Source organism: Shimazuella alba (assembly GCF_009831235.1).
In the GTDB taxonomy this organism is placed as follows: Bacteria; Bacillota; Bacilli; order Thermoactinomycetales; family Thermoactinomycetaceae; genus Shimazuella; species Shimazuella alba.
In genome coordinates, this window is sequence record NZ_WUUL01000003.1 from 270489 (window position 1) to 285765 (window position 15277).

At 37.3% G+C, this 15277-nt stretch carries 15 protein-coding genes; 5 read left to right on the top strand and 10 right to left on the bottom strand.

Features of this window, described 5'->3' with window-relative positions; genetic code table 11:
- Window positions 1–687: 687 nt before the first annotated feature.
- On the bottom strand, window positions 688–1257 hold the full coding sequence (locus GSM42_RS06250; RefSeq protein WP_160800688.1) for a manganese catalase family protein: 570 nt from the start codon (window positions 1255–1257) through the stop codon (window positions 688–690).
- A gap of 479 nt (window positions 1258–1736) precedes the next feature.
- The gene (locus GSM42_RS06255) at window positions 1737–2279 is read right to left on the bottom strand and encodes a hypothetical protein (protein WP_160800689.1); all 543 of its coding nucleotides are present in this window, start codon (window positions 2277–2279) and stop codon (window positions 1737–1739) included.
- Between the two features lie 198 nt (window positions 2280–2477).
- Here GSM42_RS06255 and GSM42_RS06260 point away from each other — a divergent pair, with 198 nt between their 5' ends.
- Window positions 2478–2702, top strand: coding sequence for a hypothetical protein (locus tag GSM42_RS06260; RefSeq protein WP_160800690.1), 225 nt, complete (start codon window positions 2478–2480; stop codon window positions 2700–2702).
- Window positions 2703–2831: 129 nt separating this feature from the next.
- Here GSM42_RS06260 and GSM42_RS06265 read toward each other — a convergent pair whose 3' ends face one another.
- The 6 genes from GSM42_RS06265 to GSM42_RS06290 form a co-directional block, all read right to left on the bottom strand.
- The gene (locus tag GSM42_RS06265) at window positions 2832–3086 is read right to left on the bottom strand and encodes a spore coat protein CotJB (RefSeq protein WP_160800691.1); all 255 of its coding nucleotides are present in this window, start codon (window positions 3084–3086) and stop codon (window positions 2832–2834) included.
- Window positions 3076–3321 (bottom strand): spore coat associated protein CotJA, encoded by a 246-nt coding sequence (locus GSM42_RS06270; protein WP_160800692.1) that lies wholly within the window; start codon window positions 3319–3321, stop codon window positions 3076–3078. Before GSM42_RS06270 ends, GSM42_RS06265 begins: the two co-directional genes overlap by 11 nt.
- 121 nt (window positions 3322–3442) lie before the next feature.
- Window positions 3443–4678: an MFS transporter gene (locus tag GSM42_RS06275; protein WP_160800693.1), complete on the bottom strand. Its 1236-nt coding sequence runs from the start codon at window positions 4676–4678 to the stop codon at window positions 3443–3445.
- Window positions 4679–4757: 79 nt separating this feature from the next.
- Complete coding sequence (locus tag GSM42_RS06280; RefSeq protein WP_160800694.1) at window positions 4758–5963, bottom strand: MFS transporter; 1206 nt, start codon at window positions 5961–5963, stop codon at window positions 4758–4760.
- A gap of 239 nt (window positions 5964–6202) precedes the next feature.
- Complete coding sequence (locus tag GSM42_RS06285; protein ID WP_160800695.1) at window positions 6203–6835, bottom strand: nitroreductase family protein; 633 nt, start codon at window positions 6833–6835, stop codon at window positions 6203–6205.
- Window positions 6836–6873: 38 nt separating this feature from the next.
- Window positions 6874–7344: a nucleoside deaminase gene (locus GSM42_RS06290; protein ID WP_160800696.1), complete on the bottom strand. Its 471-nt coding sequence runs from the start codon at window positions 7342–7344 to the stop codon at window positions 6874–6876.
- Window positions 7345–7386: 42 nt separating this feature from the next.
- Between GSM42_RS06290 and GSM42_RS06295 the strand changes: the two genes are divergently transcribed.
- The 3 genes from GSM42_RS06295 (at window position 7387) to GSM42_RS06305 (ending at window position 10967) form a co-directional block, all read left to right on the top strand.
- The gene (locus tag GSM42_RS06295; RefSeq protein WP_160800697.1) at window positions 7387–8976 is read left to right on the top strand and encodes a phospho-sugar mutase; all 1590 of its coding nucleotides are present in this window, start codon (window positions 7387–7389) and stop codon (window positions 8974–8976) included.
- A gap of 755 nt (window positions 8977–9731) precedes the next feature.
- The gene (locus GSM42_RS06300) at window positions 9732–10106 is read left to right on the top strand and encodes a YidH family protein (protein ID WP_160800698.1); all 375 of its coding nucleotides are present in this window, start codon (window positions 9732–9734) and stop codon (window positions 10104–10106) included.
- 435 nt (window positions 10107–10541) lie between these two features.
- A complete protein-coding gene (locus GSM42_RS06305; RefSeq protein WP_160800699.1) occupies window positions 10542–10967 on the top strand; it encodes a PH domain-containing protein in 426 nt (141 codons plus the stop codon).
- 779 nt (window positions 10968–11746) lie between these two features.
- Here the strand turns inward: GSM42_RS06305 and GSM42_RS06310 are convergent.
- Window positions 11747–12385: a hypothetical protein gene (locus GSM42_RS06310; protein WP_160800700.1), complete on the bottom strand. Its 639-nt coding sequence runs from the start codon at window positions 12383–12385 to the stop codon at window positions 11747–11749.
- Between the two features lie 535 nt (window positions 12386–12920).
- On the opposite strand from GSM42_RS06310, the gene GSM42_RS06315 reads away from it, so the two are divergent.
- The gene (locus tag GSM42_RS06315) at window positions 12921–13703 is read left to right on the top strand and encodes a hypothetical protein (protein ID WP_160800701.1); all 783 of its coding nucleotides are present in this window, start codon (window positions 12921–12923) and stop codon (window positions 13701–13703) included.
- Window positions 13704–13783: 80 nt separating this feature from the next.
- On the opposite strand, the gene GSM42_RS06320 is transcribed toward GSM42_RS06315, so the two are convergent.
- On the bottom strand, window positions 13784–14566 hold the full coding sequence (locus GSM42_RS06320; protein ID WP_160800702.1) for a putative protein N(5)-glutamine methyltransferase: 783 nt from the start codon (window positions 14564–14566) through the stop codon (window positions 13784–13786).
- Between the last annotated feature and the right edge of the window lie 711 nt (window positions 14567–15277).

A 15277-nucleotide genomic window follows, 5' to 3' on the forward strand; every position in this document is an offset into this window, starting at 1 on the left:
TTAAATCATATTCCAATTAGATTTCTTCCTCATACATATGACTACTTCTTCCTGAACCTGTTAATACTCGGGCAAGGAATCTGGTATCGAAAAGGTGGTTGAATTGAGATACGAATCTGGGTGAACACCTTGTTATTTGCTTGGGAGGAAGTTAGACAAACTTCGTTCCACTTTCAGTAATTGTGCAAATAGTTGTTGAAGAAAAGATACTGTCTGCTTGTTCACACGCTGATTCAAAATCTTTTTTGCACCTATGCTAATTACTGTCGCAGCTTCCAAAGCACTGCATAACTAAAGTCAGAAAAGTACTCGCTAGGTTGCGATTCAATCAAACACATAAGGACCGAATTTTGCCCGCTTCTTCGTTTTATAAATTCGATAGCTCTTTCCTACTGTTCGAAATTCTGTAGGGGAAAGATATTTTGCAGCATCTAGGAAACAAATGAAGTTTTTCTTTGGCGGATATATTCACAGAAAACACACTCATCCTTTTTTTCGTTCCTAAAGAAAGGCAGTGTTTTTTCACATTTTGGTTATGTTATCAATTTGATGTGCTATGAGATTTCTCTCCACTTTTATATACTAGAGTAGGGCATTATCGTCCAAGAATATCACTTTGCAAACTAAAAAGGTTATCATTTTCGTTAACGAACCTTTAAAACACCCACATTAAGGTGATTTATTTATCTAAAAAAACTTCTTCTGTCCCTGATACTCCTTCACCAACTCCACTGCCTCACGAAAACGCTGGGCATGCACAATTTCTCTCTCCCGTAAAAACTTGAGTGAATCATTGATATCTGGATCATCAGATAGATCAATAATCCACTGGTAGGTAGCCCTCGCCTTTTCTTCTGCTGCGATGTCTTCATATAAATCTGCTATAGGATCGCCTTTGGATTGTATGTATGTCGCTGTAAATGGATTACCTGCTGCATTATGGTAAAACAAAGATAAATCGTGATCCACATAATGATCCTCTAATCCCGCTGCTTTGATCATTTCTGGTGTAGCGTCTTTCATAAGTTTATATACCATCGTCGCGATCATTTCCAAATGAGCTAATTCTTCTGTACCAATGTCGGTGAGCAAACCCTTTACTTTATCTGGTATGGTATAACGTTGATTTAAATAGCGAAGAGCCGCCGCTAATTCTCCGTCCGCTCCACCATACTGTTCAATCAATAGTTTTGCTAAATGTGGATTGCATTGACTTACTTTTACTGGATATTGTAGCTTTTTCTCATAGATCCACAAATTTAATCCCACCTTCTCACTAATCCTTACAGAAATGTATGCAATAAAAATACATTTTATGAGATAATCTATCCGTAAGAAAAGGAAACAACCTATTTTGAATTATTGCGACAAGAAAATCATCTCCTTGTTGCACAACATGCTCTGAATAAATTCTAAAATTGATTTAGACTTGAGAATGAGACAGAGTGCGCCTAAGCTCGAAAAGATCTTTGAAGATTTATCCCCACATCTTTGAAACATGCTAAAGAAAAAACTTTCTTTTTCAAACCATTTTTGATCATTGTATTACACCAAAGAAAAACATCAAAAAATGATAAATTTTCAATTTCCATCATCCAAAAGATTTAAACAAACAAATACCTCCTGTGTAGGAGGTATTTGTTTAACCATACTTTTCATTTATGCTAACAAAAACAGATCATATTCACGCCCCATGTAGTGTATCGATTGATATCCATTCACCACATGGGAATGCGTCACGCCATTCTCCACTCCCATTCCTGTCCAGGAAGTAACTGCTCGAGGGCTGGCATCAACTTCTTTTCAGGGTCTTGTATCGTGCCCTTCAAAACACAATACATCAAGTCTAAACACAGTCTCTTGATGTTCTGACTCAGCTCGCTCTCGAAAAAGCTGTGCAGAAACCTGTGTACTTCGTAAGCTTCCTCATCAAAGAATGCTACCAGCTTTTTGAAGTACACCGAATCTTCATCATTAAGATCCATCATGCGCTGCTTAAGCCAGATGGACTCCATGATATTGAGAAGATCCTGAACCACACTGATCTTAGAAGCATCCAGCACCAACTTACGAATATCGATAGCAGACATCAGACGCTTCATTCCGTCTCGATACGCTTCCAAGGCAACCGTGGAAGGAAGATCCTCTGAAAAAAGGATCTCGATGACCTTCTCGAGCATGGAGGAAGGAGCCTGCTCAAGTTGAACCTTGGTCTCTCCACTTCCTTTGACTTCCTTCGTGCTGATCGAGAGAAAAGGGTTCCTTTTGAGCTCACTCATGACTGCTCCTCGATAAACGCGACACTTTTTGAGCTTACATTAATATAGACGATTACATAGATAAAACCAATTGATCGGAATGTATTTTCCTCTCTAAATGAATACATCTGCTATATTCAATCGTCCCCAAATCTTTTTAAAACAATAAGTGATGTGATATCGTAAAAATGTATATTTCTACTCACAGAAAGAGCTCATATGAATTCCATAACTGGAAAGTTCTCCATTGTAGACATGAATACCGGAAAGAACTATCTCGACATCGACACAATTGAATACGAAGGGTCATTGGCAAATGTCGTGGATTATGGAAATTCTGCACAAGTCCCTAGCGAAGGATCTATCCTTGATCTTTATCGGAACAAGAACCGTATAGCAACGATCTTCGCTGGTGAAGAAAAGATCTATATTTACCACGAATGATCCACTAACCCGACATGGATGAAACAACACCATGTCGGGTGCCTAACACAAATAACGATTGAATGAAATAAAAAATATACTTGATAACAAGAGGACAACCTTTTAAGGAAGAGTTGTTCTTTTGTTATCTCATATCTCCCACGGCCAAGGACCTTCGCTCCAACCACAGGGGTAGCGATTAAAGGAGTGTCCAAAATGCATTAATGGACCATATTTCTCCTCATATTCAGATAGAATCCCTTCTCTCTCCAATGAACATTGATTATATTGATTGATTGCTTCGTGATCATCGGGATGAGTATCTAAATAGAGTGTTAACTCCACCAGCACAAAATCAACTTCCTGCAGATTTCTAAGAAGTGCTTTTTGTTTTTCATGACTCATGTTTCTTCCCCCGTTTCTTTGGAGGATATGGACTAAAAAAAATAGGCCAGAGCGTTCCTTTCATCAATGCCTCTTGTTTGGAGTATTGCGGTAAATTTGGAGGTTGAAACCCAAGATACTGATTGGGAGGAACGACATATTGCCTCACAATCGGTGGACATGGGTCATCAGGGCTATGATAGGGATACCATACACGATATTGATCTTTAAAAGGATTATGTTTTTCCTTCAACATATCCCCTCCTATAAGCAATTAGTTGTAACATTTTATGTCAATAACAGAAAAAAAGACGCAGTTATGTAATAGAAAAAACGAAAAAACCTCCCTATGATAACCAAAGGAGGCAAAATAAATTTTAATGAAATTGTGTTTCTATGATATTTTCTTGTTTGGTACTAACTCCATGAATTCGAAATACAAAGGTCAGAGTAACAAACAAAATCAAGGCAAATCCAAGAAAATAAAAAAGAGAGAAAATCCCCATATATTGCATCAATGTTCCACCAATATACGGTCCAATAATACTGCCAATACTATAGTGCATCGAACAAAGCGCACTTCCTTTTGGCAGTAAGTGTGAAGGTAAGATATCATCCATGTATGCGAGACCGAGTGAAAATAAGGAACCGACCAACCCCCCCGTTATACCTAGGATAATAAACAAACTGATTAGATTATCCCCTACAAATGGCACTAGAATCATTCCTACTCCACCTGTTGAACATAAAATCCGCAATAAGTTTTTTCTGCCTATTTTGTCTCCTAGCATGCCTAAAGGCATCTGGAAAACTAAACTCCCCCAAATAAATGTCGTGATTAAAAACGAGATCTCAGCGTTTGATAAACCCATTTTCAAACCATATACAGGAAAATTACCAGATAATGCAACTTCCAAAAATCCATACAACAACATTGGAATCATAGAGAGAAAACCTAATTTATAAGCAGTTTTATAAGACGCCGGAGTTTGTGATGATTTCTCTTTTGTATCGGAAAAATCAGCATGCCCTTTTGTAAGACGCAGCGCTAGAATAAGGGAAATAACTAACAATACGGTTATCATCACAAATGGAACGTGAAAACCAAAAGACAATGCATTTAAACCTAAGGGACCTAAGCCAAAACCAAGGCCGTACATCATACCAAATTGGGCAAGACGCTTTCCTTTTTGAGACGGATCAACGGTTGCAATAAGCCAGACTTGACAAGATAACAGTGCGATATTATTTCCAATCCCTACAAAAAAACGGAGAATTGACCACCACCATACTCCTTTTGTTAATGGAAATAAAACAATTGTGAGCAATAAAATAAAAACGCCCGCAAGGATGGTATTGCGATAACCCCAACGTGTTATCAATCTGGAATAAAACAACATCGAGAATAACATCCCAAGATAGAGCATCGCTGCACTCAAACCATTCATACTTGGAGATAGATGACTCTGTTCCAACATGGTAGAAATGACAGGGATAAGAAATCCTTGTGTAATTCCAAAAATAATTACCAAAAATAAAAAAGTGTAAAACCGGGTCATAGACCATTTGTTAACAGGAGTATGCATCATTCTTTCACCTCTAACCTTCTGCACACAAACTGCCCCACCCGGAAATGGATGGGGACTTATCATTGCTTTATATATCTTATCAGTGAATCTATATAAGAAGCTACTACATTTTTATGTCATGTATAGCTACTTTTTCCTTTTTTGATAATCGGATTATCACACTTAAAATTACAAAACTAAACAAAGAAAAAGCTAAGAAATAGAAGAGTGATTGTATCAATGTGTGTTGCATAAGCATCCCACCGAAATAAGGGCCTAGCATACTTCCGATCGTAAAATGGGAAGTCGTCAAGAGATTCCCTCTCGTTACCATTGAAGAAGGAACCAAATCACTTAAAAATGCCAAACTGATGGACAACATCGAACCAATCAAACCACCCATGCATCCCAATAAAATCAACAATCCAATCACATTATTTCCAAATAGGGGAACTAGAAGCATTCCAATACCACCGATAGAACACACAAGGAGGAGCAATTTATGCCTTCCTATTTTATCGCCTAAAACCCCCAATGGCAATTGGAACAATAAACTTCCCCAAATAAAAGCTGTAATTAATAAAGATATTTCTATTTTAGATAGACCAATTTTCATTCCGTAAACTGGAAAGTTACCAGCGATAGCAACTTCAATAAATCCGTATATAAGAGCTGACCACATCGGAAGAAATCCCATTACATAGATAGATTTATAACTACGTTGTGCGTATACCCATTGTTTCTCTTCTTTTGCTGGCAAAAGTGGAATATCTTTCTGTAAATCAGCTAAACAAACGAAAAAGACAATAATTAAAAAAATACCCAGAACGAGAAATGGAACATAAAAACCAAATGGTTCTAAATTTACCCCTAATGGGCCCAATCCCAGTCCAACTCCATAAGCTAAACCAAATTGAGAAAATCGTTTTCCTTTTTCTATACTGGCTACATTTAGTGCAATCCAAAGCTGTACGGCAAATGTTGTGATGTTATCTCCTACTCCCAACAAAAATCGGAGTAAAGACCAGCTCCAAATCCCATATGTAAATGGAAATATCAAGATTACGGTAAACATGACGACAATACCAGTTAATATTGTTTTTCGATATCCAATATATTTTAACAATTTAGAACAAAGGAACATCGATACAAACATCCCCACATATAACATGGATGCACTTATACCATTTACACTTGGAGAAACTTTTTGCTGCTCTAACATAGTGGAGATCAGCGGAGAAACTAATCCTTGCGTAGCACCAACGATAATCATAAGTACGATGAGTAAACGAAATTGAGACAAAGACCATTGGCGAAAAGATGCTTGCATAACGATAATCACTCCTGCTATCCTTAGTGCCTCGTACATAATGCCAACAGGACTATTTTTCTTTATAATACCAACAAAACATAAAATAATTCTACTGATATTTTTTAATTTAAATATATTTCCATTTTGCATTTACTTTGCAAATTGTTCACCTATTGATTCCCAGCAGAAGTCCACTATAAAAAACAGACAAAAAACCACCTTTTGATATGAATCAAAAAGGTGGTTTTAAGTATTTCTCAAAAACTTTCTTTAATTACTAACTCATTTAACGATAAGCGTGGAGTTGGTCTAGCTGGTTGTGCAGCTTTTCCAATTGAAACAAGTACAACAGGGAAATACCTATCAGGTACATGAAACTCTCTTACTAATTTTGATGGGTCAAAACCACCCATTGGACAGGAATCATAACCCATTGCTTTTGCAGCTAACATTAATTGCATAGCAGTCAGGCCACAATTTAAGGTTGCATCCATCTGAGATCTCGACTTATCTGCATATGCCCCTTCGATCTGAGATACGAGTTTATCTCGTAATTCGCGAGTTATCTGACCTTGGTCGACAGCATCTCCATATATTTGATGTGCAGTACGGTAAGATTCCAAATCACCAAGGATTACAACTACAATGGATGCCTCTTCTATTTGTTTTTGTCCAAATGCAATCGGCATTAGTTTTTGTTTTTGCTCTTCTTTGGAAATAACGAGGTAACGCCAATGCTGCAAATTCCAAGAGGACGGAGCTGAAGAAGCTAAGGTGAGAAGTTCGTCTATTTCTGCTTCTGGCATAACATGATTTGGATCATATCGTTTCACACTTGCACGACTTAACATAACTTCTTTAAAAACATCATATTGTGTGGAAGTTGTCATGTGTAACACCCTATTCTTATATATTTAATTGTTCACCATCAATATTCTACGCGTTCTCCTGAACGAATCCACGCCTCAAAAGGAGATAGTTTTGCTTGCGAGTGTAATTTCTCCATCTGAATCTGCCTATTTCCATGGGATAAGGCTAGCTCATCATAAATAAATTGATCATCAAATCCTGCATTTGCAGCTTCCTGTTTGGTGCAAGCAAAATAAACTTTCTTTGGTCTAGCCCAGTAAATTGCTCCAAAGCACATGGGACATGGTTCACAACTCGTATAAATAATACAATCATCCAACTGAAAATGGTTGAGATGTTTACAAGCATCACGAATAGCCTGTATTTCTGCATGAGCTGTCGGATCGTGATCAGTCGTTACTGTATTTACACCTTTTCCAATAACTTGCCCATCTTTTACCACGATAGCTCCAAACGGTCCACCATTGTTTGATTTTACATTTTCGACTGCCAGTTGGATTGCTTGCTGTAAGAAACGTTCATGTAACAAAAATCTCACCTACTTTTAAACACTTTTTCAGGGGGAATAGTCATGAGTTGCTATGAAAAATGGCTTCACTCATCAGCACTTCAAGATGAAGAAAAAGCAGAGTTGAAAAATTATTCTACTGACGAGCAAAAAAAATTCGAAATAACACTCAGCTTTGGAACTGCTGGGATAAGAGGTCCGATTGGATTAGGACCACATCGTTTAAACCGTTTTACTATCCGACAAGTGACAAAAGCATATTATCGCTTTCTATCCCAAAAACACCCGAGGCTTAACAAACAAGGTTTAGTTATCGCTTATGACAATCGTCATTGCTCCAGATCATTTGCAGAAGAAGCAGCATCTTTATTTGCTTACCATCGCATCCCAGTTCACCTCTATAGGGATATTCGACCTACTCCTATGTTATCCTTTGCAATCAGAAAACTACATGCATCTGGAGGCATCATGATAACAGCAAGTCACAATCCCCCATCGGATAACGGATTTAAAGTATATGGTCCTGACGGTTCACAACTATTACCCTTGGACGCAAAATATATCGAACAACAAATGAAAAAAATTGATGATGTCCTTACCATACCCACACTCTCCTATGTACATGCAAAACATACTGGAAAAATAATGGAGATTTCAGATGAGATCGATGCCGAATACTATGCCCATGTCCAGTCTCTTATGCCATGTACCAATACACATCCTGCCCTAACAGTAGTTTATACTGCTTTACATGGCACAGGACAAGTCGCATTACCGAGTTTATTTCAAAAAGAGAAATTCATCCAAGTACATTTAGTCCCAGAACAATGTCAAGCCCATCCTGACTTCCCCACTGTGGCATCTCCTAATCCAGAAGACAAACAGGCTTTTACCTTAGCCAAAAACTTGGCGTATAAAGTGCAAGCAGACATGATCATAGCAACAGATCCTGATGCAGACAGAGTAGGCATCATGATACCATACAAAAATGATTACATACATCTTACCGGAAACCAAATAGGAGTTCTTCTGCTACACTATTTGCTTACGGAACAGAAAAAAACGGGAACAGTCTACTCCACCATCGTAAGTACTAGTTTAACTCGGAAAATAGCTGCTCATCATGGAATAAGAACAATCGAAACACTTACCGGATTCAAATACATCGCTGAGCTTATCGAAAAAAATCAAGATTTGTTACTTGGATTTGAAGAGAGCCATGGTTATTTGGTTGGAGATTTTGTCCGAGACAAAGACGGTGTTCAAACAAGCCTGTTACTCTGTCATCTTGCAGCTCACTACAAAAAACAGAAAAAAAACATACTGCAAATACTTCAAAATATCTATAACCATTTTGGTTACCACCAAACAAAGATTATCTCTTTATCGATGGATACAGCCAAAAATGTAATCGACGATTTTTTTACACTATGGGACGATAAAGTCAAACAAAAATTGGATTATCGAATCGGGATAGATGACCTGCCGAAAGCCGAAGTGGGGAAAGTTTTATTGCATGATGGCAGTTGGGTTGCGATACGACCTTCAGGAACGGAACCAAAAGTAAAAATTTATATGGAAGCAGTAGGAAAAAACAAACCAGATACAGATGGTAAGATGATAGAATTTACCAAGATTATTGCGAAACTTTAAAAAATAGGAGCGGAGCTTTTTACATGAGTTCCTCTCTTATCTATTTTGAAAAAGCTTTACATACCGTTGACTTGCTGTTTTCTTTATTTGTTAGCAAGGACAAACCACTCTACAACTAAAATATGCAAAACAATTGCTAGCCAAATCCCTGTCTTCAATAACCCATCAAACTGCTGGTGTAGATGCTAAATCACTAGAAACACCTCACAACAAATGGGTAACTATTGAAATCATTAGTTGTTTTACTCATCAATCTTCCAAAACAGATAAGAATGGAACAGGTTGGTTTCAAGCTCATTAGACAGATATCAGTACATATGATGAAAAGATTCTAGATCAAATACAGATAAGATTGTTGATGATTTCTTAAATGGTTATCAAAGCTATAATAAGAAATTATCTCTTTCTTCCATGTTCCTAATATTGCACCACATCTACAAGAAGAATCCAAAATGTTTTTCCTGATCTTCTTTTTCACTATTTGGCTGAACTCATAAATTTTTCCTTTTCATATTATACAACTTATTATATTATCCCTTTTAGCTCGCAATCGCTTCCTCTCTCATCAAGAGACCTTTCTTCTACCGATTTTACTGATCAATTACCGATGTAGGTTTTGTACTAGGAATAGTAGAAATAATTTTATATTATATGGATACAACTCTAATACGAAAGAAATGTTCTATTTTCGGAGATACTTCATAATTATCCATTCATGGAACAGCTAATTATTTTCATCACGAGAAGGAGATAGGATGACAAAAAGAAACAAGAAGGTCACAGATGATTCAAAATATGTAGAACAACATTTATCTAATGAGCGTACATTTCTCGCATGGATTCGTACAGCAATTACCATTATGGGTATTGGTTTTCTCTCAGCTAGGCTACACTTATTTACTCCTGAATCCAAAACAAGCTTTTTAGGAGAAACCATCTCGAAATGGATTGGAATTCTATCTGTGGTTATAGGAATGTTTTGTATCGTTTATGCTACAGCAAGTTATTGGAAAAAACGTAAAGGGATTAATACTCAGACATTTTTGGCTCCAAGAGGTGCTTTTATCTATTTGTTTGTTACTATGCTTATAATAGGTGTTTTACTTTTGATTTTCTTAGTTTTCTTATAAAAATGCTGTTATACTTCTTTTTGCTAAGAAGTGATGGAAAACAAAGCGTTTAGATCCAATGGACTTATGGGTGGACATGGCTTGCTTTTGGTTGGTTACAAACAAAAATAGAATGCGTGATACATTTGTTTCGTTCTCCTTCCTTTTTTAAGGCTGATTATACACACGGAAACAAAAAAAGGAAATATCGCAAACAAATTCCTTCTGGCTAATGCCGAACCGAAATTCACCACCCACTTAGCTCATGCTTGAAGTGAGAGTACTCTTTCGGAGAGATTGATAAACGTTTATAGCAAATACTCCACTTCATCCTTCTAATGGAGAACTGATTAGACACTCCCCAATGCCAATATTATTAGCAAACATTTGAAATTTTCAATTGACCTTGATATAGTTAAATAATTAAGAAAAAACTTAGAGAGGAGACTTGGTCTTATGCAAGAAGAAACATTATGGGTAGGAACCAGTTCTCATGTATCTAAGCTAGGAACATATCTGCTATGTTTGTTGTTTTGCTGGTTAATTGTGCCTATCTTTATTGCTATCTGGACAGCCTTCGAGCTGAGATCAATTCGGTATCAGTTAACAACTGAACGACTTCAGATTACAGCAGGAATTTTTTCCAAACGAACTGAGCAAATCGAATTATATAGAGTGAAAGATTTAACCTTAGAATATCCGTTTATCTATCGGATTTTTTCCAAAGGAAATATTCTCTTCTACACATCAGATCACACTCTTCAAAACTTTAGTTTAGAGGCTATTTCTAATGCTGACGGAGTTATGGACGTTGTACGTGAACATGTGGAACTTTGCCGAGAACGAAAACGAGTTCGAGAAGTCGATATAGAGTCCCTTTAAAGGTTGATAGGCGTTCCATTAACTTCTGCCAACCTCCTTTTTCTTTTCATGAACCTATTTTATGATGAAGTATATAAACTGCTATAAACTCTCTCCTTTTGCTAGTTACCTGATATCTAACTAAAAACAACCTTTTGAATTCATTAAGCAAATAGTCGTCAAATCGAATAAAGCATAGAAAATATTGATTCATCTTAGTTTTTTTATCTAGAAAAACATGATGACATTCTAGTTTCATGAGCATAGTCTGATAACAAAAGAAAAAACGTTACCCATTAATTGATATCTTCGATGTGGAGATGAAAGGGGGTGCGTCTCTCTTTAAATAAAAAATGGATAGAAATGCGAGGAGAACATTTTTTGGGAGGGATTATAACGATTGCTAGAAGAGAATTTCCCAGAAGCTTTCTTTTCAATCATCCCCTGAGGAAGATGGTATTATTCAAGTATCAGCTTTGAGCAAGTTTCGTTCGGTAGAACTCTACTTGGACTTGAAACTTCGTTCGCTTTCGAACTTATGAATGAGAACTGTCTCTATGCTTTTTTAAGGCAGAAGGACATTACTTCTTCCGACAATAGTTCTTTAATTTTATCAACTGCTTTTCACAAAAACTATTATCATACTTCCCCGTTTTCTTGGGCATTGTAATTTCGGAGCGGAGTATGAAACCCTTTTCACATCAAAAAAATCCCCTCTTGAAGGAAAGGGGATTTTCTATTTCTATTTTATTCTTTTTAATCGTAGCAAAAAACTTGTCCATAAGTGACTTATCTTTTCACTAACTGTCATTGATTTCGCTGAATAATCTAAGATACTCACTCGCTGCTCGATTTTCTACTTCCAGCTTTCTCTGTTCTAATTTTCCTACGATCTCTTCCACATTTTCTAACCCTTCCAACTCCTTAATATTCCTCTCACTATTTTCTATTTCATCTATCTTCCATTTGGTTTTATATTTAATCACATCTTTATCAAATTTAGGTGAAAATGAGGTATAAGGCATACTTTCTAATTTTCCTACATTGCCACGATTTTTAGTCAATAACAAATGGTATTCCACTCGCTCACCTGATACAACAGCGATATACTTCGTGTCAAAATCACTCTTGTTTTTGATTATTTTGATCGAGTCTCCGATCAGAACTGATTTCTTACCATCTAATTCATTTTCATCAAAATGGTGACCTTTGATTTCCATTGTCTGTACATTTTTCAAATTATCGTGGAATATAGGGACTTCCCTCTCTGGAACTAATTCCATTTGAACTTTCCCGTATGTGGAGCTATCGTCAATACACCGACTAAACACAAAAACAAAATTGTCATCTCGTGAACTGCTCTTATCCAATGCTCGATTTACATTCAGTTTGACAATGAATTTTTCATACAAGTCAGGCGAAAGCTCTAAAAATCCCACTATACCCCTCCTGAAAAAGTTATCCTCACGTATTAATTTTATTATTCATTAACATAATTGCAAATAATAAGAATAATATTTTTCCTATATATATATTCCATTTGAATATCTAGATTTCACATTTCGCTATAATAAAAATGGTAAACAGAAAACAGATACATCTCTCAAATGGAGAACATATGTTAATAGCTGTTATTATCCAAGTCTACCGACGTATGGCATGCTCTCACCAATCTCGTCGATACTGTGGAAACTGTGGTCAATGCATGCCCTTGTGTTGCCAAGGAAACTGTGCTTGATCTACAGAGTAGTGATGGCCGATTGCGTTTATTTTATGTAAACCCAATCGGCCATCCATCGTTCAATCTCAAAAAGAGTATACAAAAAACTCTGTCTTTAAAGTGAAAAATTGATCATTAAAATAAGTTCCACTTACTACTTTCTATCGAAATAGGATATGAACAGAAATAACGGATGTCTAAATTCTGAGTATCTTCCTATACTAAATATATAACATTTGAGAGGAAACACCGCTATGTGGAAATGGTTTTTGCTTCTAGCCATGTACTCCCTCTTGCTCGCTGGGTGTGTACAGGGTGATTTACATGTTACCATCAACAAAGATGGCTCTGGGATCTATCAATGGAAAATTTTAACCAATGCCTATGCACAAAGATACTTGCAAAATATAGTTACGATTTATTCTACAAAAGGATACGAAGCAAAGCTGATTCGAGAAAAAGGTAAAGCTGGATTCATTGCAACCAAGCCTGTGAAAAACATAGCCAAAGAACCATTAAACAAAGAACTAAGCGCTGCTATTCCATCAACATGGTTCTCTTCGCCAACACAACCTGTCATCACTTCAACAAACTCAACATCAAACAATCCCATCAAAGAGTTAACCATCAATAGTGGTTTCCTGCAAACATCCTTCCTTTACCAAACAGAAGTGAACATGAAAAAAACGGTTGATCACTTAGCAGGCCCTTACTCATCGTATGTAAATAGTATATTGGATCAACTGAAAATGAGGTTTCTGCTCACTCTGCCAATTGCTCCAACAAAAAATAATGCTAGTGCAGTGAGCAAAGATGGCAAGACATTGACTTGGAACCTGAAACTTGGGCAAAAAAATCCGATTTTATTAGGTAAGGACATCCCCACACCTATTGTTCTGGTACTAGCGGCAGCCAGTAATCTAACCAAATACGTACCTCATTTTTGGACATTAACAATTAGCTGGATCTTGCTGATAATTTTAGTGATTGCAATTTTCATTCTGTTTTTCAAATGGACTTTCCGCAGAAAAAAATGACCAATGATGCAGAAGTTTGATTTCTTTCTGTGGGTACAATCATGGAAAGGAAATCTTTCTTATGCGATAAAAAATCTGCTTTATGCTGACTTGGTTCCTATAACTACCGTTGCGTCCATCTCTTCGCACCTTACCAATCGTGCATTCAAACCATTGCGACTAAAAATTTCTATGGTTTGTGATGCTTGTCGTTCACTCGTTTCCACAAACAAATGACCACCTGGAGCAAGCCAAAGTGGAGTAAAAGCAGCCACACGCCTATGAATATCGAGTCCATCAGATCCACCATCAAGTGACACTGTTGCCTCATATTCGCGGGCTTCCGCAGGTAAAAATTCAATCTCATCCGTAGGCACATATGGTGCATTAACCATCAGGATATCCACATGATTTCTCAATCTTTTCGGGAGTGGGTCAAATAGATCACCTTCGTATACATTTCCTCCTACAGCAGTTACATTGTAATGTGCACAGTTTACGGCAAGCGGGTCTATATCAGCAGCATGTAATTCATAATGATCCAAAGCCGAGACCAAAGCCACCCCAAGTGCCCCTGTTCCACAACATAAATCTACTACGATCGGTCCTGACTTTGCTCGTTTCTTAGCTTGTTGAACGAGAAACTCTGTACGGCGTCGTGGTACAAAAACCCCCCTATCTACTTTTATTTTTAACCCACAAAATTTTGCCCAACCCAACACATATTCCATCGGCAGTCCAGCAACTCTTTTCTCTACCATTACAGTAAGTTCTGAATAGGAAAGTGCTGCTGAGATAAGCAAACTGGCTTCATCTTCAGCAAAAACACAACCTGCTTTACGCAGCTTTTGAACAGTGTCATCATGGTATTTGTCTAGATTCATATATTGCATATTTCCCCTTTTAAGTAAACTATTTTGTTTATCGTTTCGTATTTACATGTGTTCTCTACATGTGCTAAACATCTTTCTACTAACAAAGTGAACATAAAAATAGCTCATGACAAAAAGAGCAATGAGCTATTTTATCTATATCAATATGTTATATGCGGCGGGCGGTGCTGATGGAGATCAATTTGATCCATCCAACAGCACCGCCCTCCCCACTGAAGGAATTCAGTAGCGGATCTCATCCTTGTAGAGCCACCCAGTTCGACTTCTCAGAGAAATACGGAGTCCCATCGACCTCTTTCCGCAGAACAGTCAGTCCTCGGCGGTAGTCCTCCATGACACGCCTCATCTGCTTGGAAATCGACGTGGACTTGAGTCCTCGTCTGCGTCGGTCTCGAGCCTCAACAGAGCTTCAAAAACCTCCTGCACTTGCCGCCTTCTGAACACCGCATGACCATGCTCACGGTGACATCACGACGGGAGAGCAGGTCGCGGTTTAGATCGTACTGGGTCTTCTTGTTGTCCGACACGGTACTTCTCCTTACTCCCATTGTGAGGGTAGGGATACTTGTTCTTTATTATATGAATAAAACCAAATAAATGTAAATGCTCTCCATTTTCAAATTGTTTTTAAACACCCGTGATGAGAAATGCTGTATGCCGTACTGAGTTTCTAAGCAACTATATATCCTACAAGTTTAAAAC